Here is a 13,305-nt window from a genome sequence, read left to right as displayed (position 1 = left end):
GTGTGGACGAGCACCGAGCGTCCGCATCTCCTCCCGAGTCCGCTGCATAGGGAGCGGTCGTGCTGTCGGCAGGATGACCGGGGCAGTGGCCTTGTCCGCGGCAGGGGAACCTCCGCAGCCGCGGAGCCAGCCCCGGGTTGAGCTGCCGTAGGCTCCGCGGTGGCGGATCCGGAGGCCCCAGTCGGCTCGGGGTGAGTTGCACCGAGGGAAACCACGAGGACAACCCCGATAGAACTACGGATCCCCCCCGGGCCTCTAGCTCAATTGGCAGAGCAGCGGACTTTTAATCCGCGGGTTGTGGGTTCGATCCCCACGGGGCCCACGTAGCTGGCCTGCGGTTTCGTCCGCCTCGGTCAACTCTTCGGTGCCTGCGGTACCCGCTGTGGTCGCAGTGTGGTCTCCACCTGACGCGGAGGCGGTCGCGAAGGCTGCTTCGAGCAGTGCGCCCATCGCGTCGGACGCGGCGCGGGCGGTGTCCTCGTTCAGGTGGTGGTAGATGTCCGCGGTGATGCCGATCGAGGAGTGGCGGAGCATCTTCGATACGACAGCGATCGGGACTCCGGCCGCGATCATCAGCGACGCGGCGCCGTGCCGGAGATCATGCAGCCGCACCTGACGCAGCCCCGCGGCCTTGCTCAGGGCGACGAACCGGCGGGTGACGTACTCCGGCCGCAGTGGTGCACCGTTCTCCCGGGCGAACACCAGGTCGTGATCCTCGTACGCATCGCCCCACGCGGCGCGGTCGAGTTCCTGGCCCAAGCGCACCTGAGCGAGGGCGTGCACCGCGCGCTCGGTCATGGAGACGGTGGCCTCGGACGCCCGTGTCTTTGGGGTGTCGAACCGCAGTCGGCCACCGACGTCGACGACGGTCTGCCGGATCCGTGCCGTCCGGTTGCTCAGGTCCAGGTCGCACCAGCGGAGCCCGAGCGCCTCGCCGCGGCGCAGTCCGCACGCGGCGACCACCTCGAAAAGCGGGCCGAGACGGTCGGTCTCCACGTGCCGAAGGAAGGTCGCGAGCTCGCCGGCGGTCCAGGGCTGCACCTCGGGCCGGGCGCCGTTCGGAGGAGTGACGTTACTGGCGACGTTGTAGGGGAGTCGTCGCGTCTTCACCCCGTAGGTCAACGCCGACCTGAGGGTCGCGTGGATGCGCCTGACGGTCTGCGGCCCGCGCCCGACAGCGGCGTCGTCGAGCAGCTGCTCGACGTGCTCGGCGCGCAGCCGCTCGATCGGCAGGTGCCCGATCGCCGGGACGATGACGTTCTCCACGTGCGCCCGATATGACCGCAGCGTCGTGGCCTTGGACTCACCGGCCTTCACCTGTAACCACCGCTCGAGGAAGGCGGCGACGGTCTCGCGGTCGTCGACGCGCACGCCGATCGCAGTGCGATTGGTGACGTCGGTCAGCGCCTTGCTCGCCGCGGCCTTCGTCGGGAAGCCGCCGCGGCGCATCGTCCGGCGCTTCCCGCCGGGCGCCGGGGGCATGTCGACGGCGTAGTACCAGGTGCCGTGCTTGCCGTCGGTGGCCAGCCGGGGGCAGGACTGGCCGAGCTGGCGCCCGGTCTCGTCGCGGCAGGAGCAGCGGCGGTAGACACGTCCTCGCCGCTCGATGCTCACTTGCTCATGCCCTTCGGTCGGGGCACCTCGAGCCTATCCATCTCATCGAGGAGCATCGGCTCGCACGCCGGTGGGGAGAGCTGCTGCTCGTGCATCCGGTCGTAGTGCTCGGTCAGGGTCAGGAGCGCCGTCCGTAGTCGCCGGTCGATCGCCTCCAGTTCATTCTGGTGCACCTTGAGGAGCATCTCGAGGTACTTGCCCTCGTCGGGCAGTGGCCGACTTGCGGCCGCTTCTCGCTCCCTCAGCAACCCCTTGGCGTAACCGGTGAGCTGCCACAGCTCCTGCCAGCCCAGGAGCGGGGCGCCGTTGCGTGCCCACCGGAGTTCGTGCTCAAGGTCGCTGTCGGGCCGTGGGGCCGATGTCTGCCCGAGGAGCCATCTCAGAGCCGCCTCCTGGTCCACGACCACACCCGGAGTGAGCCTCGCTCGATCGCTGCTCGTCAGCGGTAACAGCATCTGCGCTGGCGGCAGGTTGAGGACATAGGCGAGCGTCAGCCACTCGTCGACGCCGATTCGCTGGCGGCGGTTGTTCAGGATGTTTGTGATCGTCGATTGATCGAGTGAGGGCATCCCAGCCGCGGCGCACGCCTGAGCCAGCGTCCGAGCGTTCCAGCCATCTCGATCTCGGGCCTCCCGGACGGCGGCGATGAGCGCCTCGGTGACCGAGCCCGGGTCTGTCATGAATGCAGACTAGCGCGTAACAGTTGCACACGCCAGCACATGTCCGTCATGCTCTAGTTACTGTCCGTCGTGTAACTGGAGCAGATATGGATCAGAGGCTGCTGACGACCCAGGAGGTCTCAGCGCGCTACGGCGTGCCCCGACGAACGCTCTACTACTGGCGTTCCATCGGTCAGGGCCCACATGCCATCAAGGTGGGCCGCCACCTGCGTTGGCCTCAGGACGGGCTCCGCGACTGGGAAAGTCGCCTGGCGCTTGAGCAGATCGAAGGCGCGAAATGAACCGGGATGAGTTGCTCGCGCTACCGGCTACGACCGACGTCGCCACCGCCGCTCGGGCGTTGAACTGTGGCAGGACGCTGGCGTACCAGCTGGTCAGAGCCGGCCGGTTTCCGGCACGCGTCGTGCGACTCGGCTCGCGCTACCGCGTAGTCGTGGGCGGTCCGGACGGCCTCTGGGCCGCCCTCGGCATCGACCCGACCGCCGATACGCGGAAGTCTGCGGTGGCGACGGCACCGCCCGCCCTGCTCGTCGGGGAGCCGGCGTGTGGTTGAAGCTGTCGGATGATTTCGGCGATGACGCCGCCCGGGCTGGTCTGTCCGACGCCTCCGTTCGTACCCACATCGAGGCGCTGCTCTGGATCATGCGTCGCGAGGGGGAGCCCGTGCTCGACCGGCGGGACCTGCGTCGCGCGCTGGAGTCGTCGCAGGCCGAAGAGGCCGTGGCTCAGCTACTCGCCACCGGTTGGTGGCAGCGCCTGGACGACGGCCGGTTTCGGGTGCTGCAGAGCATGAACGACCAGCTGGAACCAGAAGTAATCGTCCGCCGTCGTGAGGCCGCGGCCGAGCGTCAGCGCCGGAAGCGGTTGAAGGCTGTCGGACTTGACCCGGACACCGGCGAGGATGTGTCACGCCGTGACGTCACGCGTGACAGCCTGCGTGACGCCACGCGTGACCCGGGACGGGCCGGGACTGGTCGGGGCGGGTCGGGGGAAGCACTTAGGGCAGCGGGATCTGGAGCGCGCGATACTGCCGATCTGAGACTGTCCCTTGTCAGTGCCGATGGTGCCGACAATTGGCCGCCGCTTCGGCCGATCCCCGACGGTCACCCGCCCCTGGCGGCCACTCCTAGGCCCGCCGGGTACGTCTCGGTGCAGGGACAGCTGGCGACGTCGCGTGAGTGCCGCGTCTGCGGCGACCCGCTCGACCACGCCGTCCCTGAGGACACGCACCCCGCGTGCGAGCCATGACGCGTCGCCCCGCGTCCGCTGACGGATGTTCTCGGTGGCCGCCCGGGACGGAGCCGCATCGGCGCTCAGCGCGTCGCGCTTGCCGACGCGCATCCGGACTCGACGCGCCCCAGGCGCTCCGACTTTACTCAGCGAGGCCGCGATGGAGGCGCACCAGCCCGGCGGCCCGTCTGTCGAGGAGCTGCGGATCCGCATCCGCGCTCCACGCCACCGCGCCGCAGAATCCGCCCGTGACGGAACCCCACGCGCCCTGCCCCGCTGTGGCCCTACTGCCGTTCCGGCCAGCTGAGCGACCACCGGCGGACTGGGCACTCCGTGAGGCTTCTCCCCGTCGGCTGCTGTACTCCGTCGTCGACGCCGCGGCGTAGCTGTCGATCGGCAAGAGCGTCCTGTACGAGCTTCTCCGGTCCGGGGACATCCCCGGCGTAGAGATCGGCGGCCGTCGCCTCGTCGTCGACGTCGACCTGGTCGCCGACGTCGACCAGCTCCGGGCCGCCGCGGCCTACGGCTGAGGTAGCCGACTCGTGTGCGAGGCTCGCTGGCATGACCTCGTGGAATCCGACTCGCCTGTTCTCCAATCGCTCCGTCGAGCAGGAGACGAGTGGCAAGTGGAGCCACCTGCAGCGCGAGATCGGCGCAGCGGATGAGGCCACGCTCGCCGAGCCGGACAACGTGCGGGAGATCATCGAGCGGCAGATCGGCGGCCCCGTGCCCGAGTTGCAGCGCGAGCGCGCCACGTTCCCTCTGGACACGGTCGGTGCTACGACGGTGGTCCAGGTGGTTCTTCCCTACACCGGCAGCTCCAGCTACTTCTGGGTGAAGCCGTCCAGCGCCACTCGCACGCCGGTGGTCGAGGCGCAGGTGGAGTCCAGCGGGTTCGACCGCCCGGACACCTACACCCTCACGCTGAGGAACACCTGGCCCTCCGGGGTGGAGCCGGCCACCGTAAAGGCATGGGCTCGCGAGCGGGTCGATCTCATCGAGGCGTACCTGACCGCGCTGCGGGACGAGTTCGCCGAGGCGGACCGAGAGCTCCGGCAGGAGGCGGAGTCGCTGGCGGCCAACCGACTGCAGGGGCTGCGTAACGAGCGCGTGCTCGCCGAGGGGCTGGGCGAAGGCATCTGAACCGGCGGTCCCGCCACCTTCACGCTTCCCCGGCACCTGACCGGTGGGCCCCATGCGGACTGGGCATACTCGGCGCCCGTGAGCATGTCGTCGCGCCGCGTGCGCTTCTACGAGATCCTGAGCGACGACGGCCAGCGGCTGCAGCCCGTGGACCTCGAGCGGCACTTCTTCGACGTCGTCGCCTCGCTGCCGGACAACGCGACGGAGCACTGGCAGAACGAGTACGGCCTCCGGGTGCGCGGCCGGGTCTACCGGGCCCCCGAGGGCGCCGGCGCCCGGGCGAGGAACGACCTGATCGTGCTCGACCGCGTTCACCGCGAGCCGAACTTCAACTATGTGCAGGGCGGCACGTACTCCGAGCACCGCTTCCCCGATCCGGACACCGAGTTCGCGGAGCCGAAGTTCCTCGCCTTCTTCGAGCGGAACCTGGTGGCCACCTTCACCAGTGGACTGCGCATGACCGCCGTCGAGGCCTGCCTCAACACCTGGCGCGCAGCCCGGTCTCTCGCGCCGATCCAGTTCGTCCCCGTGGTCGACACTGACCGCCTCACCCACATGGCGAAGGCCGACTCGGTCGGGAAGCTGTGGCTGCAGCTGCCGGCCGACGTCGCTCGCCGCATCTACGACCAGCGAGGGACGACGCTCGGCCGCTTCCTGCGCAGCCGGGCACAGCGCGAGGGCCGCGTGGGGGTCGAGCTGCAGATCGACATCAGCGACCGGGACGCCTCCGACGAGCTCCGGGACGAGCTCGCCTTCCTCATGGAGGACGACGTCTTCAGTGAGATCGTCGACCAGGAGGACACCCAGGTCGTCGCCACGTACTACACCGAGGACAGCAAGGCGCCGCACAGTCACAACTTCCTGGGCCAGGCGCTCGCTATCACGGTGCAGGTCGAGGTGCCCGAGCCTGAGCTTGGGCCACAGCTGTGGAGTGCCAGCGAGGCGCTCGTCGAGGCGTTCAACAGGCGCAGAGACCGACTTGTGCAGGTTGTCCCCGAGGCGGGCTAGCCTGCCCGCCATGGGGACCCGACGCACGCGGCGCGACCGCCTCGACGCGATCCTCGAGGCGCCGGCGGTGGACTACGCCGGCGCCACGATCCTGGTCGGTCTTGTGCTGGTGCTGGCGCAGAAGCTTTCCGGCTTCGACGTGCTCGGCCACCTGGACGACGCTCAGCGTGCCGACCTCTACGGCAGGCTAATCGGACCGCTCTCGATCGTCGCGAGCATCGGCACAGCCGGGCTGGCGGTGTACGCCGGCAATGCGGGACCAACCATGACCCTGCTCCGCGCGACGTTCGGCGGACGGGTGCTGAAGCAGTTCCGGGGCGCCGCGGCCGCGGCCGGCCTTGGTGTGCTGATCCTGATCGCCGTCTACGTCGCCCAGGTCGGCTACGACGCAGACTGGACTCGCTGGATCGCGCTCGGAGCGGCCGCCTTCCTCATGCTCCGCACGCTGCGGGTCATCTACTTCTACAGCCACGTGCTGAAGATCGTGGACGAGGACAAGGTGCCTCTGCCTCCTCGCCCCAGCCTCGACGACCTCCCGATCGTCCAGCGGCGACGAAAGTCGTCCGTCTGACACGAGCGCGGTGGTGGCGTCGGATTCGCCACGTGGCAAGCGGATCGCCGTGGCTACCCAGCCAGACGGGCCCGTCTCGGTACGGTCGCGGATCATGCGCATCCAGAGTTCGGCCGCCGTCCTGGCCACCGCCACCATGCTGGTCGCCGGCTGCTCCTCCTCCGGCGACGAAGACTCCGCCGCCGAGTCGTCCAGCGGTGCATCTACGACGGCCGACGCGCCTGCCTTGAGCACTGACGAGATCCTCGACGCCTTCGTCGCAGCCGGCCTCCCCGCGACCAACCCTCGGGACAACACCGACAACCAGTGCTCGGCCTACGGCTGCGACCAGTACCTGACCACTGACGACATCAGCGTGCTCGTCTTCACCGACCAGACGGCGCTTGAGCACGCGGCCGACGTCATCGGGGTCAGCGGCTACCGGTCCGGTGCGGTCGTGCTGTCCTACGCGGGAGCCAGGACGCCGGAGGAGCTACGCCCCCAGTACGAGGCCGTGGTCGACCAGCTCATCGGCTGACCGGCGCTCGCCGATCACCTCTCGTGGCCGTCGTCAATGACGGTGGCGCCCGCGAGAGCCAGCCGGCGCAGCAGGGCGATGTTGGTGGCGGCTCTCGTCAGCTTCTTGGAGAGCCGCGGCGCGAGCACCCCGGCGACGGCCACTGCCGCGGTTGCCCTCACCGCGGTCTTGGTGGCCCTGATCCTGGTCCTGGTGCCCGACAACCCCGACACCATCGCGGCCGACGTCCCGGCCGACATGGTGTGGGACTTCCGCCTGACCTCCCTGGGGCAGCTCCTCGTGCTGTGGACCGCGTTGGGACTTGCCGCCGGCTGGCTGCTGGACCGCGCCGTCCGGACCGCGGCGTAATACGCGGCGGGCCGTCGCAGCCCCAGGCCACCTCGAGAACGTGCTGGTGGGCTCCGATTCGGTGGCACAGGGCCCGTCGATTCGGCAGTTCCGCGAGTGGCCCCTCGCGCGCGTGCGCGGCGCGGACCTGCCACTGCCGGCCCTTAGGGTCCCACCGTGACGCGACCCTCGCTGCTCTCGGACACCTGGTACGCCCGCGATCTCCCTATCCTCGTCGAAGTCGTACGCCGGTTCGACGGGGAACCCAATGGTCGCGTCGGGATGTGGGAGGTCGCCGACGCCAGCGGCCTCAGCGAGGACGACGTCATCCGGGCAGCTCATGCCCTCGCGAACCCCGGTCTCGTCACCACCTCCGGCACCATGGCCAAGTCCATGGAGAGCTTCCGCGGAGTCAGCACTGAAGCCCGCCGCCACGCGGGACTCTGGCCATCCCCGGAGGCTGTCGCCGACCGCCTGGTCGCCGCCCTGCAGGCCGCCGCGGACAACGCCTCGGAAGGCGAACCCCGGACCCGCGCCCGTCGAGCACTCGACGCCTTCGTCGCCGCCGGCCGTGACTTCGCAGTCGATGTCGCGGCCGGCGTCACCACGAAGCAGCTGGGCGGCTAATGCAGGCCGTACTGGCCGCCCTCGGCATCCTCGGGACGCTCGGCGGCGTGGTGCTGGGCGGCCGCCTCGAACACCGACGCTGGCTCCGCGACAAACGCCTGCAGGCCTACTCCGCCATGAACACCGCGATCGGGGTCTGGCTCAAGGCGTATACCCACCTGGAGCGGCACGACGGCGGCTTGGCCGAGCTCACCGATGCCATCGGCGACCTCGCTGACAAGCAACAGGCCGTTCGCCTTCTCGGATCGGCCACCACCCGCAAGCGAGCCCACGACACCCTCGCCGTGGCCGTCGCCGGCTACATCCAGGCGACAGCCGCCGCACGGGAAGAGCGCGAGCTCACCGACGAGGAGACCGATGCCGTCATCGAGGAACTCGGTAACGAGGGGCAGCGGCTCTTCGAGGCGCAGATGGCCGATCTCCATCGTCGCCCAGACCGCCCCTGAGCTCCTCCTGCGGCTAAGGGGCGCGTATTACGCGTAGGTGAGCCGCAGCCGTTCCACGGGCGGGAGTTTCGGGCGTATCGGGAGCCGCTCATCGCGCGCGCGGGCGACTCTGTCCAGGGGATTACAGATCCCCTCGCGCGGCAGTGACCTCGACGAGCACATCTGGTGGGCACCCGGCGGCGCGGCCGCTCGACCCCGTCAGCAGTCTCCGGTCGCCGGGTTGCGCCGTGTCGCTGGACCGTAGAGGCATCATGGCCGACGTCAACAGCAGGCCATGATGACCGGCGCAGCCCCGGGGAGTCGCTCACATGCATGGTGGTCCGGGCGAGCGCCGTACCCGGGGCCGGATGAACGGTCGGTGCCTGACCGTTGTCGCGTTCGTCGCAGCCATGCTCGCCGGCTGCAGCGCCGACTCACACTCCATGCCCGACGTCGTAGGACAGCGCCTCGACGACGCGCTGCAGACCCTCAAGAACGCCGGCTTCGCGAACGTAGACGCCGACGCCGTCTTCGGTGGGCTATTCATCGTCAATGACGACCGGTGGGCGGTTACCGAGCAACAGCCGGCAGCGGGCGCTCCTGTCGATCTGGACGAGGCCGTGGAGTTGGGGGCGGGGCCGCTGGACGATGCCCGCACCCTGGAGGCACTGCCCTCCGCCGCGGTACGACCTGAACTCGAAGCTCGGCGGGACGCCGAACGGGCCGCGAAAGAAGCTGACGCCGAGCGGGCCGCCGCCGAGGCGGCGACCGAGGCCGCCGCGGAGCTGGTAGAGCCGGCCATCTTCGACCTGCCTGAGGTCTACGCCGCCGACCACGGTGAGGATGCTTACGACCGGCCGCGCCCGAGGGTGCTCCGGCGGGACCTCGCTGAGTACCTCGCCGCCGTGCGGATCGCCGACCCGGCGACCGCCGACCAGATCGCACCGGGGCTGCGCGTTGTGCCGGCGGCATGGTGCAGTCTCTGGCTCCCGCGCCACACGGGCGAGGAGTTGGATCGCTGGACCGCCGCGGCGGACGCCTCGGCCGCGCACATGGCCGCGGCACTGAACGTGAGCTATGCGTCGTCGACAACTCCCGCCATCGCCGCTCTGATGGCGACGGCGCGGGAGGAAGCGGGCCGCCGGTTCTGCCCCGAGCAGGCCGCCCATCCAGGGGAGCAGGTAGATGAGTCCCCTCAGGGCGCGGGGGTGTTCCCCGGTGAGGGCGAGTCGCCCGTCCGCATGACCGAGACCGTCCTGGATTCCTGGTGGTTCTTCCAGTCGATCTTCGGCTACGACCAGGCGGTTCCGGCAGATCGGATCCGCCTGGCCTACCTCAGCCTGCTCGCCCAGCCCGCACAGTTCCGATGGCAGGAAGCCGTCCTCATGGACTGCGACTTCTACGCCAGATCGTTGTCTGGCGAGCTACGCGACAACACCGTGGAAACCATGCTGACGAACAACACTGTCATCGAGATCCACGACCGGGTGGACATGGAGCGGGCCGTGATTCGGGAGGAAGGCCACCACTTCGACGCCCTGGCGGGCAGCTTCATCCAAGACTGCTAGTCCAGACTGCCCTGGGACTGCCCCAACGCTTCGCCGGTGCGGTAAGGCCACCCACGGGCTCTCCCCAGGAGCCTCCCTCCGCTGGGTTGGGCGGCCGTGTCGCAGCGTGCCTGATCGACCACGCTTGGTTGAATGGCCGCCGTGCCGCGCTTCGATGAGATCGTTTCCGCCTTCGGGGCGGCGGCGAAGGACAAACTCGCTGGTCCCGGCGATCGTGAGGCGGCGATCCGATCGCCGATCGAGCGGCTGATCACCGAGACTGCGACCGAGCTCGGCTTGACGGCGGTTCCTTACGACGAGGTCCGCGACTCCGACCGGGCCGTGAGGCCGGACTATGCGATCGCGGTCAACGGCGCGATCAGCGGATACATCGAGGTGAAAAAGCCGGGAGCCTCGGTCGATCCGGACTCGTTCACCGGCCATAACCGGCGGCAGTGGGATCGGCAACGCGATCTGCCGAACCTGATCTACACCAACGGCACGGAATGGCGTCTCTGGCGCGACGGCGAGGCCGTCGTGTTGCCGGTCAACCTCTCCGGGGGACCGCTGGACCGAGCCGGAACGGCGCTGACCGCGCCACCGGCACTGGAGCTGCTCCTAACCGATTTCCTCCGCTGGCATCCAGCCCCCATCACGTCGGTCCATGCCTTGGTACGCGCGGTGGCTCCCCTAACCCGCCTGCTCCGGGGCGAGGTTCTTGACCAGCTGGCCGCCGAACGGCGGGCGGTGGCCGTCGGCGGAGCACAGGAGGCTCAGCCCTTCCTCGGCCTGGCGCAGGACTGGCGATCTCTCCTGTTCCCGACGGCCTCCGATGAGGTCTTCGCAGACGGCTATGCCCAGGCTGTGACCTTCGCGCTTCTGCTCGCGAGGACCGAGGGCATCGAGCTGGCCGGCTCCCTGCATGACATCGGCACGGCCTTGGGCGGCGCGGACCACTCTTTGATGGGCCGGGCGCTGCAGCTGCTCACCGACAACGTGGCAGCCGACTTTTCTGTCACGCTGCAGCTGCTCGTCCGGGTCGTTGGAGCCGTCAACTGGACACGAGTCCGCGCCGGCCGGCGGGACACCTACCTGCACCTCTACGAGCGGTTCCTTGAGGTCTACGACCCGAACCTTCGCAAGCAATCCGGCTCTTACTACACCCCGCACCAGGTCGTGGAGCAGATGGTGCGGTTGGCCGAGGAGGCGCTGATCAGCCGCTTCGGTCGCATGAAGGGCTTCGCTGACCCCGAGGTCCGGACGATCGACCCAGCCATGGGCACCGGCACTTACCTGCACGAGATCATCACCCGAGTCTCAGCCGTCGTCGAGGCCCGGGAAGGGCCGGGAGCGGTGCCTGCCGCCACGGCGCAGCTAGCCGAACGACTGGTCGGCTTCGAGCTGCAGATGGGCCCGTATGCGGTAGCCGAGCTGCGTACGAGCGGCCTGTTGCGCGACCTGAACGCGCAGCTGCCGCTGTCGGGAATGCAGCTCTACGTCGCCGACACCCTCGATGACCCCGACGCCGAGGTGACCCAGCTGGCATCCGGGCTGGACCTGATCGCCCGCTCCCGCCGGCAGGCCAATGACATCAAGCGCCGATCCCCGGTGACTGTGGTGATCGGTAACCCGCCCTACCGCGAGCGCGCCGAGGGGCTGGGCGGGTGGATAGAGAACGGCACCGCTGACGTCGTCGCGCCGCTGCAGGCCTTCCGCGCAGAGGGCAATGGCCTCTCCGAGTACGTGCTCAAGAACCTCTACGTCTACTTCTGGCGATGGGCCACCTGGAAGGTCTTCGACGCACACCGCGATCAACCAGGCACCGACACGGGCATCGTCTGCTTCATCACCACGAGCGGGTACCTCCGCGGGCCTGGGTTCAAGGGGATGCGCGAGTACCTCCGCCGCACCTGCTCCGAGGGCTGGGTCATCGACCTGACGCCAGAGGGCCAGACACCCGACGTGCCGACCCGCGTCTTCCCCGGAGTCCGTCAGCCTCTCGCGATCGGGCTCTTCCTCCGCCGCGAGGGGAGCACCGAGGACGTCCCCGCAGAGATCCGTTACCGAGCGGTGCACGGCCGGCAGGCCAACAAGTTCGACGCGCTGGAGAAGATCGGTCTCGACGATGACGGCTGGCGGTCCGCGCGTACCTCCTGGCAGGCCCCCTTCACCCCTGCCGCTGAAGGTGCATGGGACGAGTTCCCAGCACTGAGCGACCTGATGCCTTGGGTCGCCCCCGGAGTCAAAGCGAACCGGACCTGGGTGTACGCACCCTCCCCGGACGTGCTCGACGCGCGCTGGCGACGGCTGGTCGCCGAGACCGACCGCGTGGAGAAGCAACGGCTGTTCAAGGAGACTCGCGACTCGCGCCTCGATGATCGCAAGGACGCTCTGCCCGGGCATGACACCGCGTCGGCGACCGGACACATCGAGGACGAGCGCGGCACGGTCTCGGGCATCGTCCGGGTCGGTTATCGGGCCTTCGACCGGCAGTGGCTCATCGCGGACTCGCGTGTGCTGGATCAGCCGCGGCCGGCGCTCTGGGCGGCACGCATCCCCGGCCAGGTCTTCGCCTACGAGCTGCACTCATCGCCGATCTCGACCGGGCCGGGGATCGTCCTGTCATCACTCGTTCCCGACATGCACCACTTCAAGGGCAGTGAGGGCGGGCGTGCGCTGCCGTTGCTGCACCCCGGCGGTCGACCCAATACCGCCGCGGGGCTGCTCGAGGCGCTCTCCGCGCTGGTCGGTGGTGCCCTGTTCGAGGGTGCCGTCGAGGCCGGCGACCTGCTGGCCTACGTGGCCGCCGTTGTCTCGCACCCCGGCTACACCGCCCGCTTCGCCGACGAGCTGACCACTCCTGGCGTCCGCGTCCCCATCACCGCGGATCCGGGACTCTGGGCTGAGGCCGTCACCCTCGGCCGAGGCATCGTCTGGGCACAGACGTACGGCGAGGCGATGGCTGACGATTCCGCCGGACGTCCCGCCCACGACATCCGCTTCGAGGTAGGCCACTCCTGCCGCGTGCTGAACCGCACGCCGATCACCGGCCTGCCCGACGGCGTCACTTACGACGAGGCCACCGACGAGGTTGTGCTAGGTACGGGACGGTGGGGCCCCGTACGTCGGGAGGTCTTCGACTACGCGGTCGGCGGCAAGAACGTCATACGTTCGTGGATCAATTACCGGAAGGCCGTCCCGGGCGGCAAGAAGACAAGCCCGCTGGACGACGTCCACATCGGGGCGTGGCCGGCTGAATGGTCCGCTGAGTTCACCGATCTCCTGACCCTGTTGACGCGTCTCGTCGAGGTCGAACCAGCTCAGCTGGACCTCCTCGATCGAGTCCTCGCCGGACCAGTGGTGACGGTGTCAACGCTGACGGAGCACGGCGTTCAGTGGCCGTCGAGCTCAGCTGACCGCAAACCCAACTTCACGAGCCCAGTAGTAACGCAGGCATCGACCGATCAGTTGTTCTAATGCTCCGTATCTGACGCGGTCTGAGTCTTGCGTTGCCGTGGATGGAGGTTGTCCCGGGTCTCGTAGAAGTTGAGGTGGCGGCCCCCTGCCCGCACCGGCCGTGAGGTAGGTGTTGGGCGTCCGCCAAGACACCACTTCG

Annotated in this window: 14 protein-coding genes, 1 tRNA gene and 1 pseudogene; 12 read left to right on the top strand and 4 right to left on the bottom strand. The window is 69.1% G+C overall.

What is annotated here, in order from left to right:
* Positions 1 to 249: 249 nt before the first annotated feature.
* Positions 250 to 322 (top strand) — tRNA-Lys (locus tag CHB94_RS04765).
* Positions 323 to 537: 215 nt separating this feature from the next.
* Here CHB94_RS04765 and CHB94_RS26660 read toward each other — a convergent pair.
* Together CHB94_RS26660 and CHB94_RS04750 are read right to left on the bottom strand one after the other, a co-directional pair.
* A pseudogene (locus CHB94_RS26660) lies at positions 538 to 1,614 on the bottom strand (site-specific integrase); the annotation flags it as partial.
* Positions 1,611 to 2,294, bottom strand: a complete 684-nt coding sequence (locus CHB94_RS04750; RefSeq protein WP_141137418.1) for a hypothetical protein — start codon at positions 2,292 to 2,294, stop codon at positions 1,611 to 1,613. The gene CHB94_RS04750 and the pseudogene CHB94_RS26660, both read right to left, overlap by 4 nt.
* 86 nt (positions 2,295 to 2,380) lie before the next feature.
* On the opposite strand from CHB94_RS04750, the gene CHB94_RS26655 reads away from it, so the two are divergent.
* Entirely contained in the window at positions 2,381 to 2,575 is a 195-nt protein-coding gene (locus tag CHB94_RS26655; RefSeq protein ID WP_089335451.1) for a helix-turn-helix transcriptional regulator, read from the top strand.
* Between the two features lie 262 nt (positions 2,576 to 2,837).
* Positions 2,838 to 3,542 (top strand): hypothetical protein, encoded by a 705-nt coding sequence (locus CHB94_RS04735; RefSeq protein WP_089335449.1) that lies wholly within the window; start codon positions 2,838 to 2,840, stop codon positions 3,540 to 3,542.
* 266 nt (positions 3,543 to 3,808) lie between these two features.
* Here CHB94_RS04735 and CHB94_RS04730 read toward each other — a convergent pair whose 3' ends face one another.
* Complete coding sequence (locus tag CHB94_RS04730) at positions 3,809 to 4,087, bottom strand: hypothetical protein (protein WP_089335448.1); 279 nt, start codon at positions 4,085 to 4,087, stop codon at positions 3,809 to 3,811.
* On the opposite strand from CHB94_RS04730, the gene CHB94_RS04725 reads away from it, so the two are divergent.
* The 4 genes from CHB94_RS04725 (at position 4,086) to CHB94_RS04710 (ending at position 6,763) form a co-directional block, all read left to right on the top strand.
* On the top strand, positions 4,086 to 4,667 hold the full coding sequence (locus tag CHB94_RS04725; RefSeq protein WP_089335447.1) for a hypothetical protein: 582 nt from the start codon (positions 4,086 to 4,088) through the stop codon (positions 4,665 to 4,667). The genes CHB94_RS04730 and CHB94_RS04725 overlap by 2 nt on opposite strands.
* A 78-nt stretch (positions 4,668 to 4,745) precedes the next feature.
* The gene (locus tag CHB94_RS04720) at positions 4,746 to 5,675 is read left to right on the top strand and encodes a hypothetical protein (protein WP_089335446.1); all 930 of its coding nucleotides are present in this window, start codon (positions 4,746 to 4,748) and stop codon (positions 5,673 to 5,675) included.
* Between the two features lie 10 nt (positions 5,676 to 5,685).
* Entirely contained in the window at positions 5,686 to 6,246 is a 561-nt protein-coding gene (locus CHB94_RS04715; RefSeq protein WP_089335445.1) for a hypothetical protein, read from the top strand.
* Positions 6,247 to 6,340: 94 nt separating this feature from the next.
* A complete protein-coding gene (locus CHB94_RS04710; RefSeq protein ID WP_089335444.1) occupies positions 6,341 to 6,763 on the top strand; it encodes a hypothetical protein in 423 nt (140 codons plus the stop codon).
* 14 nt (positions 6,764 to 6,777) lie between these two features.
* On the opposite strand, the gene CHB94_RS25990 is transcribed toward CHB94_RS04710, so the two are convergent.
* The gene (locus CHB94_RS25990; RefSeq protein ID WP_254920426.1) at positions 6,778 to 6,924 is read right to left on the bottom strand and encodes a hypothetical protein; all 147 of its coding nucleotides are present in this window, start codon (positions 6,922 to 6,924) and stop codon (positions 6,778 to 6,780) included.
* Between CHB94_RS25990 and CHB94_RS04705 the strand changes: the two genes are divergently transcribed.
* The 5 genes from CHB94_RS04705 to CHB94_RS04685 all read left to right on the top strand — a co-directional run bounded on the left by CHB94_RS04705 (position 6,869) and on the right by CHB94_RS04685 (position 13,166).
* Entirely contained in the window at positions 6,869 to 7,111 is a 243-nt protein-coding gene (locus tag CHB94_RS04705) for a CbtA family protein (protein WP_254920423.1), read from the top strand. The genes CHB94_RS25990 and CHB94_RS04705 overlap by 56 nt on opposite strands.
* Positions 7,112 to 7,267: 156 nt before the next feature.
* Positions 7,268 to 7,717: a hypothetical protein gene (locus CHB94_RS04700; RefSeq protein ID WP_089335442.1), complete on the top strand. Its 450-nt coding sequence runs from the start codon at positions 7,268 to 7,270 to the stop codon at positions 7,715 to 7,717.
* Entirely contained in the window at positions 7,717 to 8,163 is a 447-nt protein-coding gene (locus CHB94_RS04695) for a hypothetical protein (RefSeq protein WP_089335441.1), read from the top strand. The genes CHB94_RS04700 and CHB94_RS04695 overlap by 1 nt, the downstream gene beginning before the upstream one ends.
* Before the next feature lie 422 nt (positions 8,164 to 8,585).
* On the top strand, positions 8,586 to 9,710 hold the full coding sequence (locus tag CHB94_RS04690) for a PASTA domain-containing protein (RefSeq protein ID WP_176445419.1): 1,125 nt from the start codon (positions 8,586 to 8,588) through the stop codon (positions 9,708 to 9,710).
* A gap of 132 nt (positions 9,711 to 9,842) precedes the next feature.
* The gene (locus CHB94_RS04685; protein WP_089335439.1) at positions 9,843 to 13,166 is read left to right on the top strand and encodes a type ISP restriction/modification enzyme; all 3,324 of its coding nucleotides are present in this window, start codon (positions 9,843 to 9,845) and stop codon (positions 13,164 to 13,166) included.
* Positions 13,167 to 13,305 lie beyond the last annotated feature (139 nt).

The organism is Blastococcus mobilis (assembly GCF_900188025.1).
GTDB lineage: Bacteria > Actinomycetota > Actinomycetes > Mycobacteriales > Geodermatophilaceae > Blastococcus_B > Blastococcus_B mobilis.
The sequence above is the reverse complement of the archived record's forward strand: the minus strand, read 5'-3'. Positions and strand labels throughout refer to the sequence as shown.

What these genes read in the sequence shown, in the direction of transcription:
- CHB94_RS04750 (WP_141137418.1), bottom strand. Translation starts at nt 2,294, where the DNA reads ATGACAGACCCGGGCTCGGTCACCGAGGCGCTCATCGCCGCCGTCCGG.
- CHB94_RS26655 (WP_089335451.1), top strand. Translation starts at nt 2,381, where the DNA reads ATGGATCAGAGGCTGCTGACGACCCAGGAGGTCTCAGCGCGCTACGGC.
- CHB94_RS04725 (WP_089335447.1), top strand. Translation starts at nt 4,086, where the DNA reads ATGACCTCGTGGAATCCGACTCGCCTGTTCTCCAATCGCTCCGTCGAG.
- CHB94_RS04730 (WP_089335448.1), bottom strand. Translation starts at nt 4,087, where the DNA reads ATGCCAGCGAGCCTCGCACACGAGTCGGCTACCTCAGCCGTAGGCCGC.
- CHB94_RS04715 (WP_089335445.1), top strand. Translation starts at nt 5,686, where the DNA reads ATGGGGACCCGACGCACGCGGCGCGACCGCCTCGACGCGATCCTCGAG.
- CHB94_RS04710 (WP_089335444.1), top strand. Translation starts at nt 6,341, where the DNA reads ATGCGCATCCAGAGTTCGGCCGCCGTCCTGGCCACCGCCACCATGCTG.
- CHB94_RS04695 (WP_089335441.1), top strand. Translation starts at nt 7,717, where the DNA reads ATGCAGGCCGTACTGGCCGCCCTCGGCATCCTCGGGACGCTCGGCGGC.
- CHB94_RS04690 (WP_176445419.1), top strand. Translation starts at nt 8,586, where the DNA reads ATGCCCGACGTCGTAGGACAGCGCCTCGACGACGCGCTGCAGACCCTC.
- CHB94_RS04685 (WP_089335439.1), top strand. Translation starts at nt 9,843, where the DNA reads ATGGCCGCCGTGCCGCGCTTCGATGAGATCGTTTCCGCCTTCGGGGCG.